Consider the following 15,999-nt stretch of genomic DNA (forward strand, 5'->3'; position numbering starts at 1 on the left):
AGGCTGCGCACGCATTTGCGGTAAAGCCGCGGTCGCGGCTGGAGCCGCTCCGATGCGGGCTATCGCAGCGCGCGGCGACGCCTCAGTCGTCGCTGTAATTGCTCAGCGCCAGCGACAGCAGCGCCTTGGCCTGCTCGCGCAGCGAGCGCGGCTCGACGATCTCCGCATCCGAGCCGTAGTGCAGCACGTCCATCAGCAGTTCGCGCGAGACGCTGTAGGGCACCTTCAGTTCGTAGCGGCCATCGGCCAGGAACCGGCCCTGCTGCTTGGAATGCCAGTGCTCGTCGGCGACCCAGCGCGCGGCCTTGGGGCTGAACACGATGGTGGCCCAGCCCTTGGGCGCGCCGGAAAAGATGCCGTAGCTGGCCGCCAGCTGCGAATCCAGTTCGGCGTCGGCCACGTCCTGCGCCGGCTGGTCGAGCAGGCGCGCGTGGTTGATGCGGTCCACCGCGAAGCTGCGCACCGCGTCGCGGCCATGGTCCCAGGCGTCCAGGTACCAATTGTCGCGGTAGTGGGTGATGCGCTGCGGCGACACCGTGCGCTTGGTCGATTCGTCGGTGGAGCGGGCGCGGTAGTCGAAGGACAGGCGCTTGCGCTCCAGCACCGCCGAGGCGACGGTGCGGAAACTGGCTTCGTCGAGCTTGCGGCCGCGGTGCGGGATCACCCGCACCCGCTCCACCGGCCAATGGGTCGCCCCGGCCTGGGCGGCGAGCAGGCTTTCGATGCGCTGCTGCAGCGGCGCCAGCACCGAGGACAGCACCCCGCCGCCGGTGCGCGCCAGCAATTGCTGCGAGGCCAGCAGCGCGTGCAGTTCCTCCGAACTCAGCCACAGCCCGGGCAGCTCGAAACGGTCGCTCTCCCCGGACTCGTAGCGGAAGCCGGCCTCACCGTCGCCCTCCACCGGCGCCATCAGCGCATCGCGCAGGAAGGCCAGATCGCGGTAGACGGTGGCGCGGGAGCAACCCAGTTCGTCCTGCAGCCGCGCCACCGTCACCGGGTAGCGTGCGGACTTGAGCAGGCGGTGCAGTGCGTTGATGCGTTCGTAGCGGTCCATGGCCCCGATTATGTCTGAGTCGACGGCGGAAAACGCCTGCCTGGCGCGGCAGCCGGCTGCGCGCCCGAACCGCCGATGAAGCCGGCGCCCGGGGCCGGCCAGGGTGTCATGTGGATCCGGTATGATGAAATCGTTTCCATTTCGTTAGCCGAAGGCTGCGTCCTCATCCCCGGAGAAGCCATGTCCCGCCGTGCCACCCTCGTATCCGCCATCGCTTTGTTGCTGCTGAGCACGTCCCCGGCCTGGGCCGCCGACGTCGCCACCTCACCGACAGCCACGGACCCGGCCAGTTCGCCGTGGAGCGGATCGGGCGAACTGGGCTTCGCCTCCTCGCACGGCAACAGCACCAACGAAAGCCTCAACGGCCGGCTCAAGGGCCAGTACGTGGACGGCGACTGGATCCACAGCCTGGACCTGCTCGCCCTGCACGCCAGCGCCGAGTACACCGACACCAATCCCGACGGCACCACCTCGCGCAAGCGCCAGACCACCTCCAACCGCTACACCGGCAGCGCCGGCAGCGCGCTGCAGCTCGGCGAGCACCGCCAGCTGACCGCCTCGCTGCGCTACGAGCGCGACGACTTCGCCACCTACGACCGCCTGGCGACGATCGGCATCGGCTACGGCACCCGGATCATGGACGGCGACCGCCGCAGCATCGACGTGCAGATCGGTCCCGGCGTGCGCCGCGCCCACGACGTGGTCGAGGACCGCACCGAAACCGGCCTGATCGGCCGCGGCCTGGTCGACTTCAAGTACGGCCTGACCAGCAACACCGAGCTGGGCAACACCCTGCTGGTCGAATCCGGCGCGTACAACACCTTCGCGCAGAACGACCTGGGCATCTCGGTGAGCATGAACGAGCGCCTGGCGCTGAAGGCCGGCTGGCAGGCGCGCTACAACAGCGACGTCAGCGACGACAAGAAGAAGACCGATACCTTGACCACGATGAACCTGGTCTACAAGTTCAAGTGAGCCGGGATTGGGGAGTGGGGAGTGGGGATTCGGGATTGGCGCACGGCAGCGCGTCGCCTCGCCACGCCGCAGGGCTGACCCGTTGATTCGCTTCTCGCAGGAACCGCTGCAGCCGCGCGCCGCCAGCACGGCACGCAATGGCGTTGGCGCGCAGGGACCAATGCACCTGAGCGGCGTCAGCCGCGACAGGCTTTCCCGGTAACGCCTATCGCGGCTGCAGCCGCTCCCCCACGCGCGCAACCGGCACTGCCGGGATCTGCACTGTGGGAGGGACTTCAGTCCCGACGACGGAGGGTGTCAGTCCGCTTTCGGCTTCGCTTGTCGCGGCTGCATGACAGGTGACCCCCACCGTCGCTGGCGCGGCACTGCGCACGCCCTCAGGCCGGCAGGTCGACATCCAGCAGTTCGCGCGCGCCGGCACCCAGCAGGGCCTCGGCCACGGCCTGGCCCAGCGCCTGCGGATCCTGCGCACTGCGCTGCAACTCCGCGCGCACCAGGCGCCCGTCGGCGACGCCGCCGACCAGGCCCTGCAACAGCAGGTCTTCGCCGCGCCATTGCGCGAAGGCCGCCACCGGCACGTGGCAGCTGCCGTGCAGGGCGCGGTTCATCGCCCGCTCGGCCTCCACGCAGGTGCGGGTCGGGGCGTCGTCCAGCGCGGCGAACAATGCCAGCGCGGCACTGGCGTCCTCGCGGCATTCCACCGCAATGGCGCCCTGCGCCGGGGCCGGCAGCCAGTCCGGCGCCTGCAGGCGCTGGGTGATGCGCCCCTCCAGGCCCAGCCGCTGCAGGCCGGCGCAGGCCAGCACGATGCCGTCGTAGCCGCCGTTGTCGAGCTTGGCCAGGCGCGTGTTGACGTTGCCGCGCAGGTCCAGCAGTTCCAGGTCCGGGCGCCGCGCGCGCAGCTGCGCCTGCCGCCGCAGCGAGGAGGTGCCGACGCGCGCGCCCAGCGGCAGCGCGTCCAGCGAGGCGTAGAGGTTGGAGATCAGCGCATCGGCCGGATCGGCGCGCGGCAGGATCGCCGGCAGCACGAACGGCGGATCCAGCTCCATCGGCACGTCCTTGAGCGAATGCACCGCGCAATCGGCCTCGCCGCGCAGCATCGCCAGCTCCAGTTCCTTCAGGAACAGGCCCTTGCCGCCGATCGCGGCCAGCGAGCGGTCCAGGACTTCGTCGCCGCGGGTGCTCATCGGCACCAGCACCACGTCCAGGTGCGGGTGCGCGCGGCGCAGGCAGGCGGCGACATGTTCGCTCTGCCACAGGGCGAGCGGACTCTTGCGGGTAGCGATGCGCAGGATCTTCATGCGCGCATTATCGCGGAAAGCCGCCGTCCGCCGCTGCACGCGGGCGGCCCGGGCGGCGTCAGCGCTGGTGGATCTCCTTGCGCAGCTGCGCCACGCAGCGCCGGCTGACCTCCAGCGGCTGCTTGCCATGGCGCAGCACCGCCTGCACCTGGCCCTCGCCGAGCCGGCGCAGCTCCACCAGTTCGTGGCGCGCGACCAGGCAGTTGCGGTGGATGCGCACGAAGCGCTCGGCGAACTCCTCCTCCAGCGCGCGCAGCGATTCCTCGATCAGGTCCTCGCCGCGCGCGTGGTGCACGACCACGTACTTTTCCTCGGCCTGCAGGTAGTGGATGTCGTCGACCGGGATCAGCCGCAGGCTGCCGCGCAGGCGCGCGCACAGGTGGGTGCGGCGCTGCGGGGCCGGCGCCGCGGCGTCGCCGTTGCCGCGTCCGGCCATGAAGGTACGGGCGCGCTGCAGGGCCGCGGCCAGACGCTCGGCGCGCACCGGCTTCATCAGGTAGTCGATCGCCGCCGCCTCGAACGCGGACAGCGCATGCGCGTCGTAGGCGGTACAGAACACCACGGCCGGGCGCGGCTCGAAGGTGGCCAGATGGCGCGCGGCCTCCAGGCCGTCGAGGCCGGGCATGGCGATGTCCAGCAGCACCAGGTCCGGCTGCGCGGCGGCGCAGGCGTGCAGCGCGTCCATGCCGTTGTCGGCTTCGGCCACCACTTCCACGCCGGCATGCGCGGCCAGCAGCGTGCGCAGGCGTTCGCGCGCCAGGGGTTCGTCGTCGGCGATCAGCACCTTCACCCAGGTCTCCCTCACTCGACTGGCGTGCGCTGCGGCCGATACTAGCCCTGGTTCCGGGCGCCCGCCATCGGCATCGCACCATGCCGCCATGCGGCCGCTGCAATCAGCTGCCGGCGAGGCAGGCGTCCATCCAGTCGCCCAGGTCGGCGATTTCCTCGGCGCAGACCTGGTGCGCCATCGGATAGCGTCGCCACTGCACCGGCATGCCCAGCGCCTGCAGGGTCTGCGCGGTACGCTCGGCGTAGGTCTGCGGGATCACCGGGTCGCCCTGGCCGTGGGCCATGAACAGCGGTTGCCGCAGGGCCGCCGGGACGTGCCAGTTGGCGACGCTCTCCAGTTCCGGCAGGTAGGTGGACAGCCCGATCAGGCCGGCCAGCGGCCGTTCGCGGCGCAGGCCGGCGGCCAGGGTGATCGCGCCGCCCTGGGAAAAGCCGGCCAGCAGCAGGCGCTCGGCCGGCACGCCGCGCGCGTCCTCGCGCGCGATCAGGGCCTCGACCTGGGCAACCGATTCGGCGACGCCGGCACTGTCGGCGCGGTTGGAGAAGTCCATGCTGACGATGTCGTACCAGGCGCGCATGCGCACGCCGTTGTTGACCGTCACCGGCCGCACCGGCGCGTGCGGGAACACGAAGCGCAGCGCCGGCCAGTGCGGCCGCACCAGTTCCGGCACCAGCGGCGCGAAGTCGTGGCCGTCGGCGCCCAGGCCGTGCAGCCACAGGACGGTCCAGCGCGGCGCGGCGCCGGTTTCGTGTTCCACTGTCTCCAGCATGTCGGTTCCCGATGAATGAGGCCGGATAGTATGCCGGCCTCAGCCCTGGGCCTGCGCCTCGGCCTCGGCCCGGCGTGCGGCGGCCTCGCGGCGCAGTTCGGCGGCGCGCAGCAGCACCGCCGGCGGCTGCGACTCCTCGGGAATGGCGAGGATGCGCAGCTTGCGCAGCCACAGGCCAGCGGCGCGCGAGGAGCTGATCGCCACCACCGGCACCGCCAGCGCCATGCCGATCACCACCGGCGCCATCCATGCCGCCAGCGACGGCGACACGGCATAGGCCATGCCGCCCATCAGCAGGCCGAACGCACTCAGTCCGCCGTAGCTGCGCAACAGCGCCGACCACGAAATGCGGCCATCGTCGCGCTGCTGCGCGTCCCAGCCCGAGTCCTTGCCGGCCAGCACCTCGGCCACGCCGCGCGACTGCACGTACATCACCACCGGCGCCATCAGCGCGGCCAGCAGGGTTTCCAGCAGCATGCTGGCGAAGGCGCGCAGCCCGCCGCCGCAGCCGCGGCGTTCGCCGGGCTTGAGCAGCATCGCGAAGTAGCCCATCACCTTGGGCGCCAGCAGCACGAACATGGTCACCGCGAATACCCAGGCCACCCGCGTGGAGTCCTGCTGGTGCCAGTAGCGCGCTGGCGAGAACGGCGAGATCACCGAGGCGACCAGGTCGAAACCGCCGTTCTGCAGCGGAATGGCGATGCCGATCAGCATCAGCATGCCCCACATCGGTGCGGTGAAGTAATGGCCGATGCCGATCAGCATGTGCATGCGGCTGACCCAGTGCAGGCCGCGCGCGCGCACCACCTTGGAGTGCTGCAGGTTGCCCTGGCACCAGCGGCGGTCGCGCACCAGCAGGTCGGTCAGCGTCGGCGGGCCTTCCTCGTAGCTGCCCTGCAGGTACGGCACCATGTGCATGGCCCAGCCGCCACGACGCATCAGTGCCGCTTCGACGAAGTCGTGGCTGAGCACGTGGCCGCAGAACGGCTTGCGCCCGGGCAGCGACGGCAGGCCCGCCTGCGCGGCGAAGGCCTCGGTGCGAATCATCGCGTTGTGGCCCCAGTAGTTGCTTTCCGCCCCGTGCCACCAGGCCACGCCGAAGGCGATCACCGGGCCGTAGACGCGGCCGCCGAACTGCTGCATGCGCGCGAACAGGGTGTTGCCGTTGACCACTTCCGGCAGGGTCTGGATCAGGCCGACGTCGGGGTTGGCCTCCATGCCGGCAGCCAGGCGCACGATGCTGTCGCCGGTCATCAGGCTGTCGGCGTCCAGGATCAGCATCTGCGGATAGGCGCCGCCGAAGCGGCGTACCCAATCGGCGATGTTGCCGGCCTTGCGCCCGGCATTGCTGGCGCGGCGCCGGTAGAACAGGCGGCCTTGGCCGCCGACCCGCTCCACCAGCTCGGCGTACACCTTCTCTTCTTCCGCGCCGATGGCCGGGCGCGTGGTGTCGCTGAGGATGAAGAAATCGAAGCGCTCGATCTGGCCGGTGGCCGCCACCGACTCGTAGATCGCCTGCAGGCCGGCCATCAGCCGGTGCGGATCCTCGTTGTAGGTGGGCATCAGCAGCGCGGTGCGGTTGCGCACCTGCGGCAGCAGCGCGTCCGGATCGATGCCGAGCTTGCGACCCTTGCCGAACACCAGAGTGAAGAAGCCGGCCAGCGCGCTCACGAACGACAGCGCGATCCAGGCGAACAACGGGATGAACAGCACCATCAGACAGGCTTCGAGCACGCTCACGCCGCCGATCACCAAGACCTTGCCGATCAGCCAACTGGCGTAGGCGGTCATCGCCGCGGTGGTGCCGAACACGTAGAAGCGCCGCCAGCCGATCCCGACCGGGGTGCTGGGCAGGCGCGTGTTGCGCAGTTTGCCTTCCTGCAGCGACTGCAGCGGCATGGCCAGCGGCGCCTCGGGCGGCAGGACCGCGTGGCCGGCATCCAGGGGAGCATCGACGTGCACGGCCGGTGTGGGGGCGACCGTGCTCATGCGATCCGCCGACCGCGTCCGGCGCCGCAGCGCCCTCGGGAAGTGCCGCGGGCGGACGGCACGGCGGATGCCGCCGCGGCCACGCGCGCCTGGTTGTGTTCGCCAGTTGGTACCACGTGCTCTCCTGTCGACGGGCAAGGACGCCAGTCAATGTAAACCCTAAATAGTAAGCTTTCGCGAAGGTGGCCAGCGGCGCCGCCGAGGTGGCGCCGGCCGATCCGTTCAGCCATGCCGCCGTCACCTGCGCTCACCCGCGTTTCACCCGTCGCGCCGACCATGAAGCCAGTCCGGCAATGGAGGATCGACGCATGCGCCAGCCCGCCCGGCGACGCACACGCACCCAGCGGCAACCCGCGACGCCGCACGGGGCGCCGGCGCTGCTGATCGTGGACATGATCAGCCGTTTCGACTTCCCGGACGGCGCACGGCTGGCGGAGGCCGCACTCCCGGTGGCCGAGCGCATCGCCCAGCTCCGCGCGCGCTTCCATCGCCGCGGCTGGCCGGTGCTGTTCGCCAACGACAACTTCGCCGACTGGCGCACCGATTTCGAAGGCCTGTGGACCCTGTGCGCCGACCCGAAGCAGCGCGGCGCACGTATCGCCGCCTACTTGGCGCCGCGCCCGCAGGACTACTACGTGCTCAAGCCCAAGCACTCGGCCTTCCTCGGTTCGGCCCTGGCCCTGCTGCTGGCGCGACTGCAGACCACCCGCCTGCTGGTCACCGGCATCGCCACCGACGCCTGCGTGCTGGCGACCGCGATCGATGCGCGCATGCGCGATTTCCAGGTGCAGGTGCCGCCCTCGTGCTGCGCGGCGCTGGATGCCGGGCGCCAGCAACGGGCGCTGCAGGTGCTGCGCGAGGCCTTCGCGGTGCGCATCAGCGACCGGCTGCCGGTGCGCGCAGGCGGATGAGCGTGGTTACTCCGCCGTCGGCACCGGCATCGGGTCGGCGCCCTCGCCCTCGTCGCCGAGCGGCCGCGCCACGAACGGGAACGCCAGGGTGATGGTGGTGCCGCGTCCCAGTTCCGATTCCACGTCGACGAAGCCGCCGGCCTGGCGCACCAGACCGTAGACCTGGGCCAGCCCCAGGCCGGTGCCCTTGCCCTCGGGTTTGGTGGTGAAGTACGCCTCGAACAGGCGCGACTTGACCGCATCGGACATGCCCTCGCCCTGGTCGCTGACCGCCAGGGTCACGTAGCGGCCGGGCTGGCGCATCGCCGCCGCGCGCGACGGCGGCACCTCCAGCGCGCCGCAGCGGATCGTCACCGCATCGCCGGGGCGGCTGGCGTCGCGCGCGTTCAACGCCAGATTCAGTACCGCCTGCTCGACCGCGTTGCGGTCGGCATAGGTCGTCGCCACCTCGGCGCATGCAAGCAATTGCAGGCGCATCTCGCCGCCCAGCGCCTGCGCCAACAACGGCTGCATCTGCGTCACCAGCGCGTTCAGGTCCAGCCAGATCGGCTTGACCGGGTGCGCGCGGGCGAAGCCGAGCAGGCGCCGGGTCATGCCCGCGCCGTGCTGCAAGGCCTCGTTGGCGATGGCGAGCAGCCGTTGCTGGTCCGGCTGCAGGCGCTGCGGATGGTCGGCGACCATGCTCACCGAGGTGATCGCGGTATGCAGCATGTTGTTGAAGTCGTGGACCACGCCGGCAAGCATCTGCCCCACCGCCTCGCCCTTCTGCGCCTGGGTCATCGCGCGCTCGGCCACGCGCTGCGCGGCCAGGGCGATGTCCAGTTGCCCGCGCAGCTGCGACTGCTCGGTCTGCCAGCGACGGCCCAGCGCAGCGGCATCGTCGGCGTCCATCGTGTCGCCCCGGCCCTCGATCGGGGCGAGGTGACCCAGCGCGCGCAGGGCCTGTTCGACCTGGTGTTGCTGGGTGACGTCGCGGCTGATCACCAGCACGCTTTCCACCCGCGCCGAGGCGTTGGCCAGCGGACTGACCATCACGTGCCACCAGCGCCGCCGTCCATCCAGCGAGGGGCGCTCCGCCCAGAATTCACGCTGCTCGTTGCCCAACGCCGCAGCAAAGGCGCCCTGGGTCAGCGAGCGCATGTCCTCGGGCCACAGCTCGACCCAGTTGTGGCCGACGACGTCGGCGGGGTCGGACACGCCGAGCAGGGCCAACCCGTGGGGATTGATCGAGCGCACGACGCCGTCGCGGCCGACTTCCTTGATGCAGTCGTGGGAGAGCTCGACGATCTGCCGATAGTGGGCGTGCGTGGTCAAGCTGCGTCTCGCAGTAAGTAAGGTCGAGAATATCGGGATTTGCGGGACGTCACCAGCGCTTCACCGACGAATCGTGAAGCTGCAGTGGATTATTTATTAAAGCGATCCCTGCATTATGCGCGTCACCTCCGCCTCCACCACCATTCTTCTGGTGGAGGACGACCAGACGATCCGGGAGTTGGCCGCCGCCATGCTGGCCGCCGATGGATACCGGGTCCTGTCGGCGGCGACCGCGCAGGAAGCACTGGCGGTGCTGGAACGGCATCCGGACGTGGCGTTGATCTTCAGCGATGTGCAGATGCCGCGCTGCGACGGCTTGAGCATGGTGCGCCAGTTGCGCCGCCGCGGCATCGTCACCCCGGCCCTGCTGACCTCCGGCATGCACGCACCGGAACCATGGATGCTGCCGGAGCACACCGGCTTTCTGCCGAAACCTTACCGCCGCACCGATCTGCTGGCGGCCCTGGATCGTCTGCAGACCGGAGCCTGAGCGGGGCGCCACCCCACACCGCTTCCCCACGGCAATCGCATCCGACAGACGACCGGCCAGCGAATTCAGGCGAAGACCAGCTTTCCGTACCGTGCCGAACGGATCGCCGCCAGGCGCTCGGCGACGAAATAGGCGCCGGCGTTGGCATCGCGGAAATACACGCCGTCGAACGCGTGCCGGCCGAGCACCGCACCGTCGTGGCCACTGATGCAGATCTGCGGCTCGAGCACGCCATCCGGGCACGTACGCAGCAGCCCGTCGAGGACGAAGCCGTCCAGCTCGCGGCGCATCTGCGGTTTCAAGACTGTCATGAGCACACTGCACCATAGACCGCATGAAGCTCGCACAACGGAGGTGGCGACCACGGTCGCACGGGAGCGCGGCACGTGTCGGCAACGGAAGCTAAACGATTCATTCGCACGTGCAACGCGATCCATGCTTGCGGCGTCTGACGTTCGGCAAATCCACTATGCGCCGCACTCTCCATTTCGCCGTAGACAAGCGCGCGCTTCACGCCTCTTTTATCGCGCCATTTGTACTTTGCTCGTGCATTATCGCACTGCAACATCGCCGTTCCGTTTCGACGCTGCCGTGCCTCTTCCTTCGCTTCACGTCGCGCGCCCGCCAGGACGCGCGCCGGCAGTCGCTTTCCGATTTTCGTGTGCCCCGTCCTCCCCCTTCCCAGACGGAACCGCCATGTCGCCCCCCACTCCCGCCGACCTGACCGACAGACAACGCGATACCCATCCGGTGCTGCATGCGCCGCGCCGCCGCTACCGCGATGCGCGCGGCCGCTTCGTCCGCAATGCCGAGGTGACCGTCAAGCTGCACCCGGCGCCGCGCCGGACCAGCCTGTTCGTGACCTCCGAGATGGCCGACTTCATCAAGGCCGGCGGCCTGGGCGACGTGGCCGCGGCCTTGCCGCGCGCGCTGCGCGGCAGCTGCGACATCCGCGTGCTGATCCCGGGCTACCCGGCGGTGCTGCGCACGACCGGGCCGCTGGAGATCGTCGGCCGCATCGCCGCACATGCCGGGCTGCCGGATTGCGCGCTGGGCCGGGCCGAGCGTCCGGATGGTCTGTGCGTCTACGTGCTGCTGTGCCCGCAGCTGTTCGAGCGACAGGGTTCGCCGTACGTGTGCAGCGAAGGCCGCGACTGGGAAGACAACGCGCTGCGCTTCGCCACCCTGTCCCACGCTGCCGCGCAGATCGCCGGCGGTCAGGCCGGGCTGGACTGGACGCCGGAGCTGCTGCACCTCAACGACTGGCCGTGTGCGCTGGCCGCGGCCTACGTGCGCTGGTCCGGCGGCCGCACGCCTTGCCTGCTGACCATCCACAACCTCGCCTACCAGGGGCTGTTTCCGTATGCGATGGCCGGTGCCCTGGGCATCCCCGCCGAGGGCCTGCAGGACCTGGAGTTCTACGGGCAGATGTCGTTCCTGCGTGCCGGCATCGTCCACGCCGACCATGTGAACACGGTCAGCGTCAGCTACGCGGCGCAGATCACCGGCCCGGCGCAGGGCTGCGGCCTGGACGCGCTGCTGGCGCGGCGCGCCGCCAGCGGCCGCCTCAGCGGGATCGTCAACGGCATCGACGCCAGTTGGGACCCGCGCACCGACACGCACCTGCCGGCGCACTTCGGTGTCGGCCAGATCCAGGGCAAGCGCGAGAACGCGGCGCAGGTGCGCCAGGCGTTCGGCCTGCTCGACAGCGACGGTCCGCTGTTCGCGGTGGTCTCGCGGCTGGTGCACCAGAAGGGCCTGGACCTGATCTGCGAAGTGGCGCCGCAGATCGTCGCCGCCGGTGGCCAGATCGTGATCATCGGCGGCGGCGAGCCGCAGATCGAGCAGGCGGTGGCGGCGCTGGCGCGGCGTTACCCCGGCCATGTCGGCGCGCACATCGGCTTCGAAGAGCCGCTGGCGCGGCGCATGTTCGCCGGCTCCGACTTCCTGCTGATGCCCTCGCGCTTCGAGCCCTGCGGGCTGAGCCAGATGTACGCACAGCGCTTCGGCAGCCTGCCGATCGCCCACGCCACCGGCGGCCTGATCGACACGGTGGACGACGGCGTCACCGGCTTCCTGTTCGAGGAAGCCTCGGCCGACGGCCTGCGCCGCTGCCTGCAACGGGTGTTCCGCACCTTCCGCCTGCCGGGTCTGCTGCAGGCGATGCGTCGCGCGGCGATGCTGCGGCCCAGCGGCTGGGAGCTGGCCGGGCGCAAGTACATGGCGCTGTACGAGCGCACCGCCGCCACGACCGCCGGCAACATCCCGGCCGCGGCCAGCGCCACGGTGTCGGCCACCGCGAGTGCCATGGCCGCCGCATGAGCGATCGGGAACACGCCGTGGACCCGGCCGCCGGCGGGGACCCGGCGGCGGACACGGAGGACGACGGCGACGGCCTTGCCCTGCAGGCACTGGCACGCGGCGAGGCGATCGATGCGTTCGCCTGGCTTGGCCCGCATCCACAGGCCGACGGCACGGTGCGGGTGCGTGTGCTGGCGCCCGGCGCCGAGGCGCTGGGCCTGCTCGATGCGCAGGGCAAGCTGATTGCGCGGATGCGTACCCACCCGCAGGCAGATGGCCTGTTCGAGGGCGAGCTGAAGCAGCCCACGCCCTACCGGCTGCGCATCGTGTGGCCGGACGCGGTGCAGGAATGCGACGATCCCTATGCCTTCGAGCCGATGCTCGATCCGGCCTGGCTGCAGGATCTGGCCGCTGGCGACGGCGCCGCCCTGCGTACCGCGCTCGGCGCGCATCACGCCCGCGTCGGCGAGGTGGAGGGCGTGCGCTTCGCGGTGTGGGCGCCGCAGGCCAGGCGGGTGGCGCTGGTCGGCGACTTCAACCATTGGGACGCGCGCCGGCATCCACTGCGCTTTCACCCGGACGCCGGGGTCTGGGAACTGTTCGTGCCCGGGCTGCACGGCGGCGAACACTATCAATACGAATTGCAGGCCGCCGACGGCAGCGTGCTGCCGCGCAAGGCCGATCCGGTGGCGCGCTGCAGCGCCCTGGCGCCGTCCACCGCCTCGGTGGTGCCGTACGCCGACAGCCATGCCTGGGGAGATGCGGCCTGGCTTGCGCAGCGCGAGGCCCAGGCCGGCAGCGCACAGCCGCTGAGCGTCTACGAGCTGCATGCCGGCTCCTGGCGCCACGACGGCAACGGCCAGCCGCTGCACTGGGATGCGCTGGCCGCCGAACTGATCCCCTACGTGCGCGGGCTCGGCTTCACCCACATCGAGCTGCTGCCGATCGCCGAGTATCCGTTCGGCGGCTCCTGGGGCTACCAACCGCTGGGCCTGTACGCCCCCACCGCGCGCCATGGCGACGCCGACGGCTTCGCGCGCTTCGTCGATGCCTGTCACCAGGCTGGCATCGGCGTGTTGCTGGATTGGGTCGGTGCGCACTTCCCCGACGATGCGCACGGCCTGCAGCGCTTCGACGGCAGCGCCCTGTACGAACACGCCGACCCGCGCGAAGGCGTGCACCGCGAGTGGAATACGCTGGTCTACAACTACGGCCGCCCGGAAGTGGTGGCTTACCTGATCGGCAGCGCGCTGGAGTGGATCGAGCGCTTCCACGTCGACGGCCTGCGCGTGGATGCGGTGGCGGCGATGCTGTACCGCGACTACGGCCGCAACGCCGGCGAGTGGATCCCCAACGCCCATGGCGGCCGCGAGAACCTGGAGGCGATCGCCTTCCTGCGCCGGCTCAACGACGAGATCGCGCAGCGCTTCCCGGGCGTGCGCACCATCGCCGAGGAATCCACCGCGTGGCCGGGTGCGACCGCGCCCACGGCGCAGGGCGGCCTGGGCTTCAGCCACAAGTGGAACATGGGCTGGGCGCACGACACCCTGCGCTACCTGCAGCGCGATCCGCTGCACCGGCAGCACCACCACAGCGAGATGAGCTTCGGCCTGGTGTACGCGTTCTCCGAGCATTTCGTGCTGCCGCTGTCGCACGACGAGGTGGCGCGCGGCAAGGGCTCGCTGCTGGCGCGCATGCCCGGCGACGCCTGGCAGCGCTTCGCCAACCTGCGCGCCTACCTGGCCTTCATGTGGGCGCATCCCGGACGCAAACTGCTGTTCATGGGCTGCGAGTTCGGGCAGTGGCAGGACTGGGACCACGACCGGCCGCTGGACTGGGTGCAGGCGCAGCAGCCCGAGCACCGCGGCGTCGCGCGCCTGGTCGCCGACCTCAACCGGCAATTGCGTGCGTTGCCGGCGCTGTACCGCAGCGACCGCAGCAGCGACGGCTTCGAATGGAGCATCGCCGACGATCACCACAACAGCGTGTTCGCCTTCGTCCGCCACGACCGCGATGACGATACGCCGCCGCTGCTGGCGGTGAGCAACTTCACGCCGACCGTCCACCACGATTACCGCGTGGGGGTGCCGCGTGGCGGACGCTGGCGCGAGATTCTCAACAGCGACAGCGGCTATTACGGCGGTTCCAACCAGGGCAACGGCGGTGTGCTGTCGACCCTGCCGCAGCCGATGCACGGGCATGCGCAATCGCTGGCGCTGACCCTGCCGCCGCTGTCCACCCTTTGGCTGCAACCGGACCTTTGACCATGGCCACGACCGCTGTCTCGACCGACTCCCCTGCCGCCCCGCGCGCGGCGCTGCGCCCCGGCGCCTGGCCGGGCGCCAACGGCGAGGTCGCCTTCGCGCTGTGGGCGCCGGATGCCGAGCGCGTGGAGCTGGTGTTCGGCGACGATCGGCGGCAGCCGCTGCAGGCGATCGGCGACGGCTATTTCGCCGCCACCCTGGCGTGCGCACCCGGCACCCGCTACCGCTACGCCATCGACGGCGGCACGCCGGTGCCGGACCCGGCCTCGCGCTGGCAGCCGGACGGCGTGCACGGCGCCAGCGCGGTGCTGGCCACCGACGGTTACGCCTGGCGCCACGGCGACTGGCGCGGCCGGCCCTGGGCCGAGACGGTGTTCTACGAACTGCACGTGGGCACCTGCGGCGGCTACGCCGGGTTGCGCGCGCAGCTGCCGACCCTGGTCGCGCTCGGCGTCACCGCGATCGAACTGATGCCGCTGGCCGAATTCCCCGGCCGCCACAACTGGGGCTACGACGGCGTGCTGCCGTACGCGCCGGCCTCGGCCTACGGCCATCCCGACGAACTCAAGGCACTGATCGACGAGGCCCACGGCCTGGGCCTGAGCGTGTTCCTGGACGTGGTCTACAACCACTTCGGCCCGGACGGCAATTACCTGGGCCAGTACGCCTCGACCTTCTTCCGCGAGGACGCGCCGACGCCCTGGGGCGCGGCGATCGACTTCCGCCTGGCGCCGGTGCAGCGCTACTTCATCGACAACGCGCTGATGTGGCTGCACGAGTACCGCTTCGACGGCCTGCGCCTGGACGCGGTGCACGCGATCGTGCCCAACGCCTTCCTCGACACCCTGCGCGAGGCGATCACGGCCAGCGTGGCCGACGGGCGCCACGTGCACCTGGTGCTGGAGAACGAGGCCAACCAGGCCGACGTGCTGGAGCGCGGCTACAGCGCGCAGTGGGACGACGACTTCCACAACAGCCTGCACGTGCTGCTGACCGGCGAACACGAGGGCTACTACGCCGGCTTCGCCGACGCGCCGGCGCAGCACCTGGCGCGGGTGCTCGGCGAAGGCTTCGCCTTCCAGGGCGAGGCCGACCACCGCGGGCATGCGCGCGGCGAGCCCAGCGGCCACCTGCCGCCGCACAAGTTCGTGATCTTCGCGCAGAACCACGACCAGATCGGCAACCGCGCCCGCGGCGACCGGCTGATCACCCAGGTGAGCGAACCGGCGCTGCGCGCGGCGCTGACGCTGACCGCGCTGACCCCGATGATCCCGCTGTTCTTCATGGGCGAGCCGTGGGGCAGCCGGACCCCGTTCCAGTTCTTCACCGATTTCGCGCCGCCGCTGGACGAGGCGGTGCGCGAGGGCCGGCGCCGTGAGTTCGCGCACTTCGCCGCCTTCGCCGACCCGGAACAGCGCGCCACCATTCCCGATCCCAACGCACCTGGCACCTTCCACGCGTCCATCGCCGACATCAGCGACGCCACCCACGGCGACGGTGCGCGCTGGCGCGACTGGTTCGCGGCGTTGATGGCGTTGCGGCGCCAGTACCTGGTGCCGGCGCTCAGCCAGGCCAGCGCGCTGGGGGCGCGGGTGATCGGCCCGAAGGCGATCGCGGCGGGCTGGCGCCTGGGCGACGGCGAATGGCACGTGGCCGCCAACTTCGGCGACGCGCCGGTGGCGCTGGACCTGCCCGGCAGCACCGTGCATGCGGAGAACGCCGGCGACGACGCCGCGCAGTTGCCGCCCAACGCCTTCGTCGCGCGCTACCGGCCCGGCAACGCCGCATGAGCACCCGCTGTCGCGACGCCATCGCGACAGCGTCCCCGGCACGCTGGCCGC

At 70.8% G+C, this 15,999-nt stretch carries 13 protein-coding genes; 6 read left to right on the forward strand and 7 right to left on the reverse strand.

Annotation, left to right across the window (positions count from 1 at the left end; genetic code table 11):
- Window positions 1-82: 82 nt before the first annotated feature.
- Complete coding sequence (locus CEK66_RS00740; protein WP_010341069.1) at window positions 83-1,054, reverse strand: YafY family protein; 972 nt, start codon at window positions 1,052-1,054, stop codon at window positions 83-85.
- Window positions 1,055-1,234: 180 nt separating this feature from the next.
- Here CEK66_RS00740 and CEK66_RS00745 point away from each other — a divergent pair, with 180 nt between their 5' ends.
- On the forward strand, window positions 1,235-2,029 hold the full coding sequence (locus CEK66_RS00745; protein WP_017907670.1) for a DUF481 domain-containing protein: 795 nt from the start codon (window positions 1,235-1,237) through the stop codon (window positions 2,027-2,029).
- A 377-nt stretch (window positions 2,030-2,406) separates the two neighbouring features.
- Here the strand turns inward: CEK66_RS00745 and hemC are convergent, their stop codons facing one another.
- The 4 genes from hemC to mdoH form a co-directional block, all read right to left on the reverse strand.
- The gene (hemC, locus tag CEK66_RS00750) at window positions 2,407-3,330 is read right to left on the reverse strand and encodes a hydroxymethylbilane synthase (RefSeq protein ID WP_152235618.1); all 924 of its coding nucleotides are present in this window, start codon (window positions 3,328-3,330) and stop codon (window positions 2,407-2,409) included.
- 58 nt (window positions 3,331-3,388) lie between these two features.
- On the reverse strand, window positions 3,389-4,135 hold the full coding sequence (locus CEK66_RS00755; RefSeq protein ID WP_193312529.1) for a LytTR family DNA-binding domain-containing protein: 747 nt from the start codon (window positions 4,133-4,135) through the stop codon (window positions 3,389-3,391).
- Between the two features lie 88 nt (window positions 4,136-4,223).
- Window positions 4,224-4,889 (reverse strand): alpha/beta hydrolase, encoded by a 666-nt coding sequence (locus tag CEK66_RS00760; RefSeq protein WP_152235619.1) that lies wholly within the window; start codon window positions 4,887-4,889, stop codon window positions 4,224-4,226.
- Window positions 4,890-4,928: 39 nt separating this feature from the next.
- A complete protein-coding gene (gene mdoH / locus CEK66_RS00765) occupies window positions 4,929-6,878 on the reverse strand; it encodes a glucans biosynthesis glucosyltransferase MdoH (protein WP_152235620.1) in 1,950 nt (649 codons plus the stop codon).
- Window positions 6,879-7,186: 308 nt separating this feature from the next.
- Between mdoH and CEK66_RS00770 the strand changes: the two genes are divergently transcribed.
- A complete protein-coding gene (locus CEK66_RS00770) occupies window positions 7,187-7,789 on the forward strand; it encodes an isochorismatase family cysteine hydrolase (protein ID WP_226978441.1) in 603 nt (200 codons plus the stop codon).
- Window positions 7,790-7,795: 6 nt separating this feature from the next.
- Here CEK66_RS00770 and CEK66_RS00775 read toward each other — a convergent pair whose 3' ends face one another.
- Window positions 7,796-9,103, reverse strand: coding sequence for an ATP-binding protein (locus CEK66_RS00775; protein WP_152235622.1), 1,308 nt, complete (start codon window positions 9,101-9,103; stop codon window positions 7,796-7,798).
- Window positions 9,104-9,218: 115 nt separating this feature from the next.
- Here CEK66_RS00775 and CEK66_RS00780 point away from each other — a divergent pair, with 115 nt between their 5' ends.
- Window positions 9,219-9,593, forward strand: a complete 375-nt coding sequence (locus CEK66_RS00780) for a response regulator (protein WP_017907677.1) — start codon at window positions 9,219-9,221, stop codon at window positions 9,591-9,593.
- A 65-nt stretch (window positions 9,594-9,658) separates the two neighbouring features.
- On the opposite strand, the gene CEK66_RS00785 is transcribed toward CEK66_RS00780, so the two are convergent.
- A complete protein-coding gene (locus CEK66_RS00785) occupies window positions 9,659-9,904 on the reverse strand; it encodes a hypothetical protein (RefSeq protein ID WP_226978442.1) in 246 nt (81 codons plus the stop codon).
- 385 nt (window positions 9,905-10,289) lie between these two features.
- Here CEK66_RS00785 and glgA point away from each other — a divergent pair, with 385 nt between their 5' ends.
- From glgA to treZ, 3 genes are all read left to right on the forward strand, one after another.
- On the forward strand, window positions 10,290-11,915 hold the full coding sequence (gene glgA / locus CEK66_RS00790) for a glycogen synthase GlgA (protein WP_152235623.1): 1,626 nt from the start codon (window positions 10,290-10,292) through the stop codon (window positions 11,913-11,915).
- An 80-nt stretch (window positions 11,916-11,995) separates the two neighbouring features.
- Window positions 11,996-14,158 (forward strand): 1,4-alpha-glucan branching protein GlgB, encoded by a 2,163-nt coding sequence (glgB, locus tag CEK66_RS00795; protein ID WP_318526803.1) that lies wholly within the window; start codon window positions 11,996-11,998, stop codon window positions 14,156-14,158.
- A 2-nt stretch (window positions 14,159-14,160) separates the two neighbouring features.
- The gene (treZ, locus tag CEK66_RS00800; protein WP_193312530.1) at window positions 14,161-15,948 is read left to right on the forward strand and encodes a malto-oligosyltrehalose trehalohydrolase; all 1,788 of its coding nucleotides are present in this window, start codon (window positions 14,161-14,163) and stop codon (window positions 15,946-15,948) included.
- The last annotated feature ends 51 nt before the right edge of the window (window positions 15,949-15,999 follow it).

Source organism: Xanthomonas sp. LMG 12460 (assembly GCF_009192895.1).
Classification (GTDB): Bacteria; Pseudomonadota; Gammaproteobacteria; order Xanthomonadales; family Xanthomonadaceae; genus Xanthomonas_A; species Xanthomonas_A sontii.

Coding starts and splice junctions, on each gene's coding strand:
- CEK66_RS00740 (WP_010341069.1), bottom strand. CDS start 1,054: ATGGACCGCTACGAACGCATCAACGCACTGCACCGCCTGCTCAAGTCC.
- CEK66_RS00745 (WP_017907670.1), top strand. CDS start 1,235: ATGTCCCGCCGTGCCACCCTCGTATCCGCCATCGCTTTGTTGCTGCTG.
- hemC (WP_152235618.1), bottom strand. CDS start 3,330: ATGAAGATCCTGCGCATCGCTACCCGCAAGAGTCCGCTCGCCCTGTGG.
- CEK66_RS00760 (WP_152235619.1), bottom strand. CDS start 4,889: ATGCTGGAGACAGTGGAACACGAAACCGGCGCCGCGCCGCGCTGGACC.
- mdoH (WP_152235620.1), bottom strand. CDS start 6,878: ATGAGCACGGTCGCCCCCACACCGGCCGTGCACGTCGATGCTCCCCTG.
- CEK66_RS00770 (WP_226978441.1), top strand. CDS start 7,187: ATGCGCCAGCCCGCCCGGCGACGCACACGCACCCAGCGGCAACCCGCG.
- CEK66_RS00780 (WP_017907677.1), top strand. CDS start 9,219: ATGCGCGTCACCTCCGCCTCCACCACCATTCTTCTGGTGGAGGACGAC.
- CEK66_RS00785 (WP_226978442.1), bottom strand. CDS start 9,904: ATGACAGTCTTGAAACCGCAGATGCGCCGCGAGCTGGACGGCTTCGTC.
- glgA (WP_152235623.1), top strand. CDS start 10,290: ATGTCGCCCCCCACTCCCGCCGACCTGACCGACAGACAACGCGATACC.
- treZ (WP_193312530.1), top strand. CDS start 14,161: ATGGCCACGACCGCTGTCTCGACCGACTCCCCTGCCGCCCCGCGCGCG.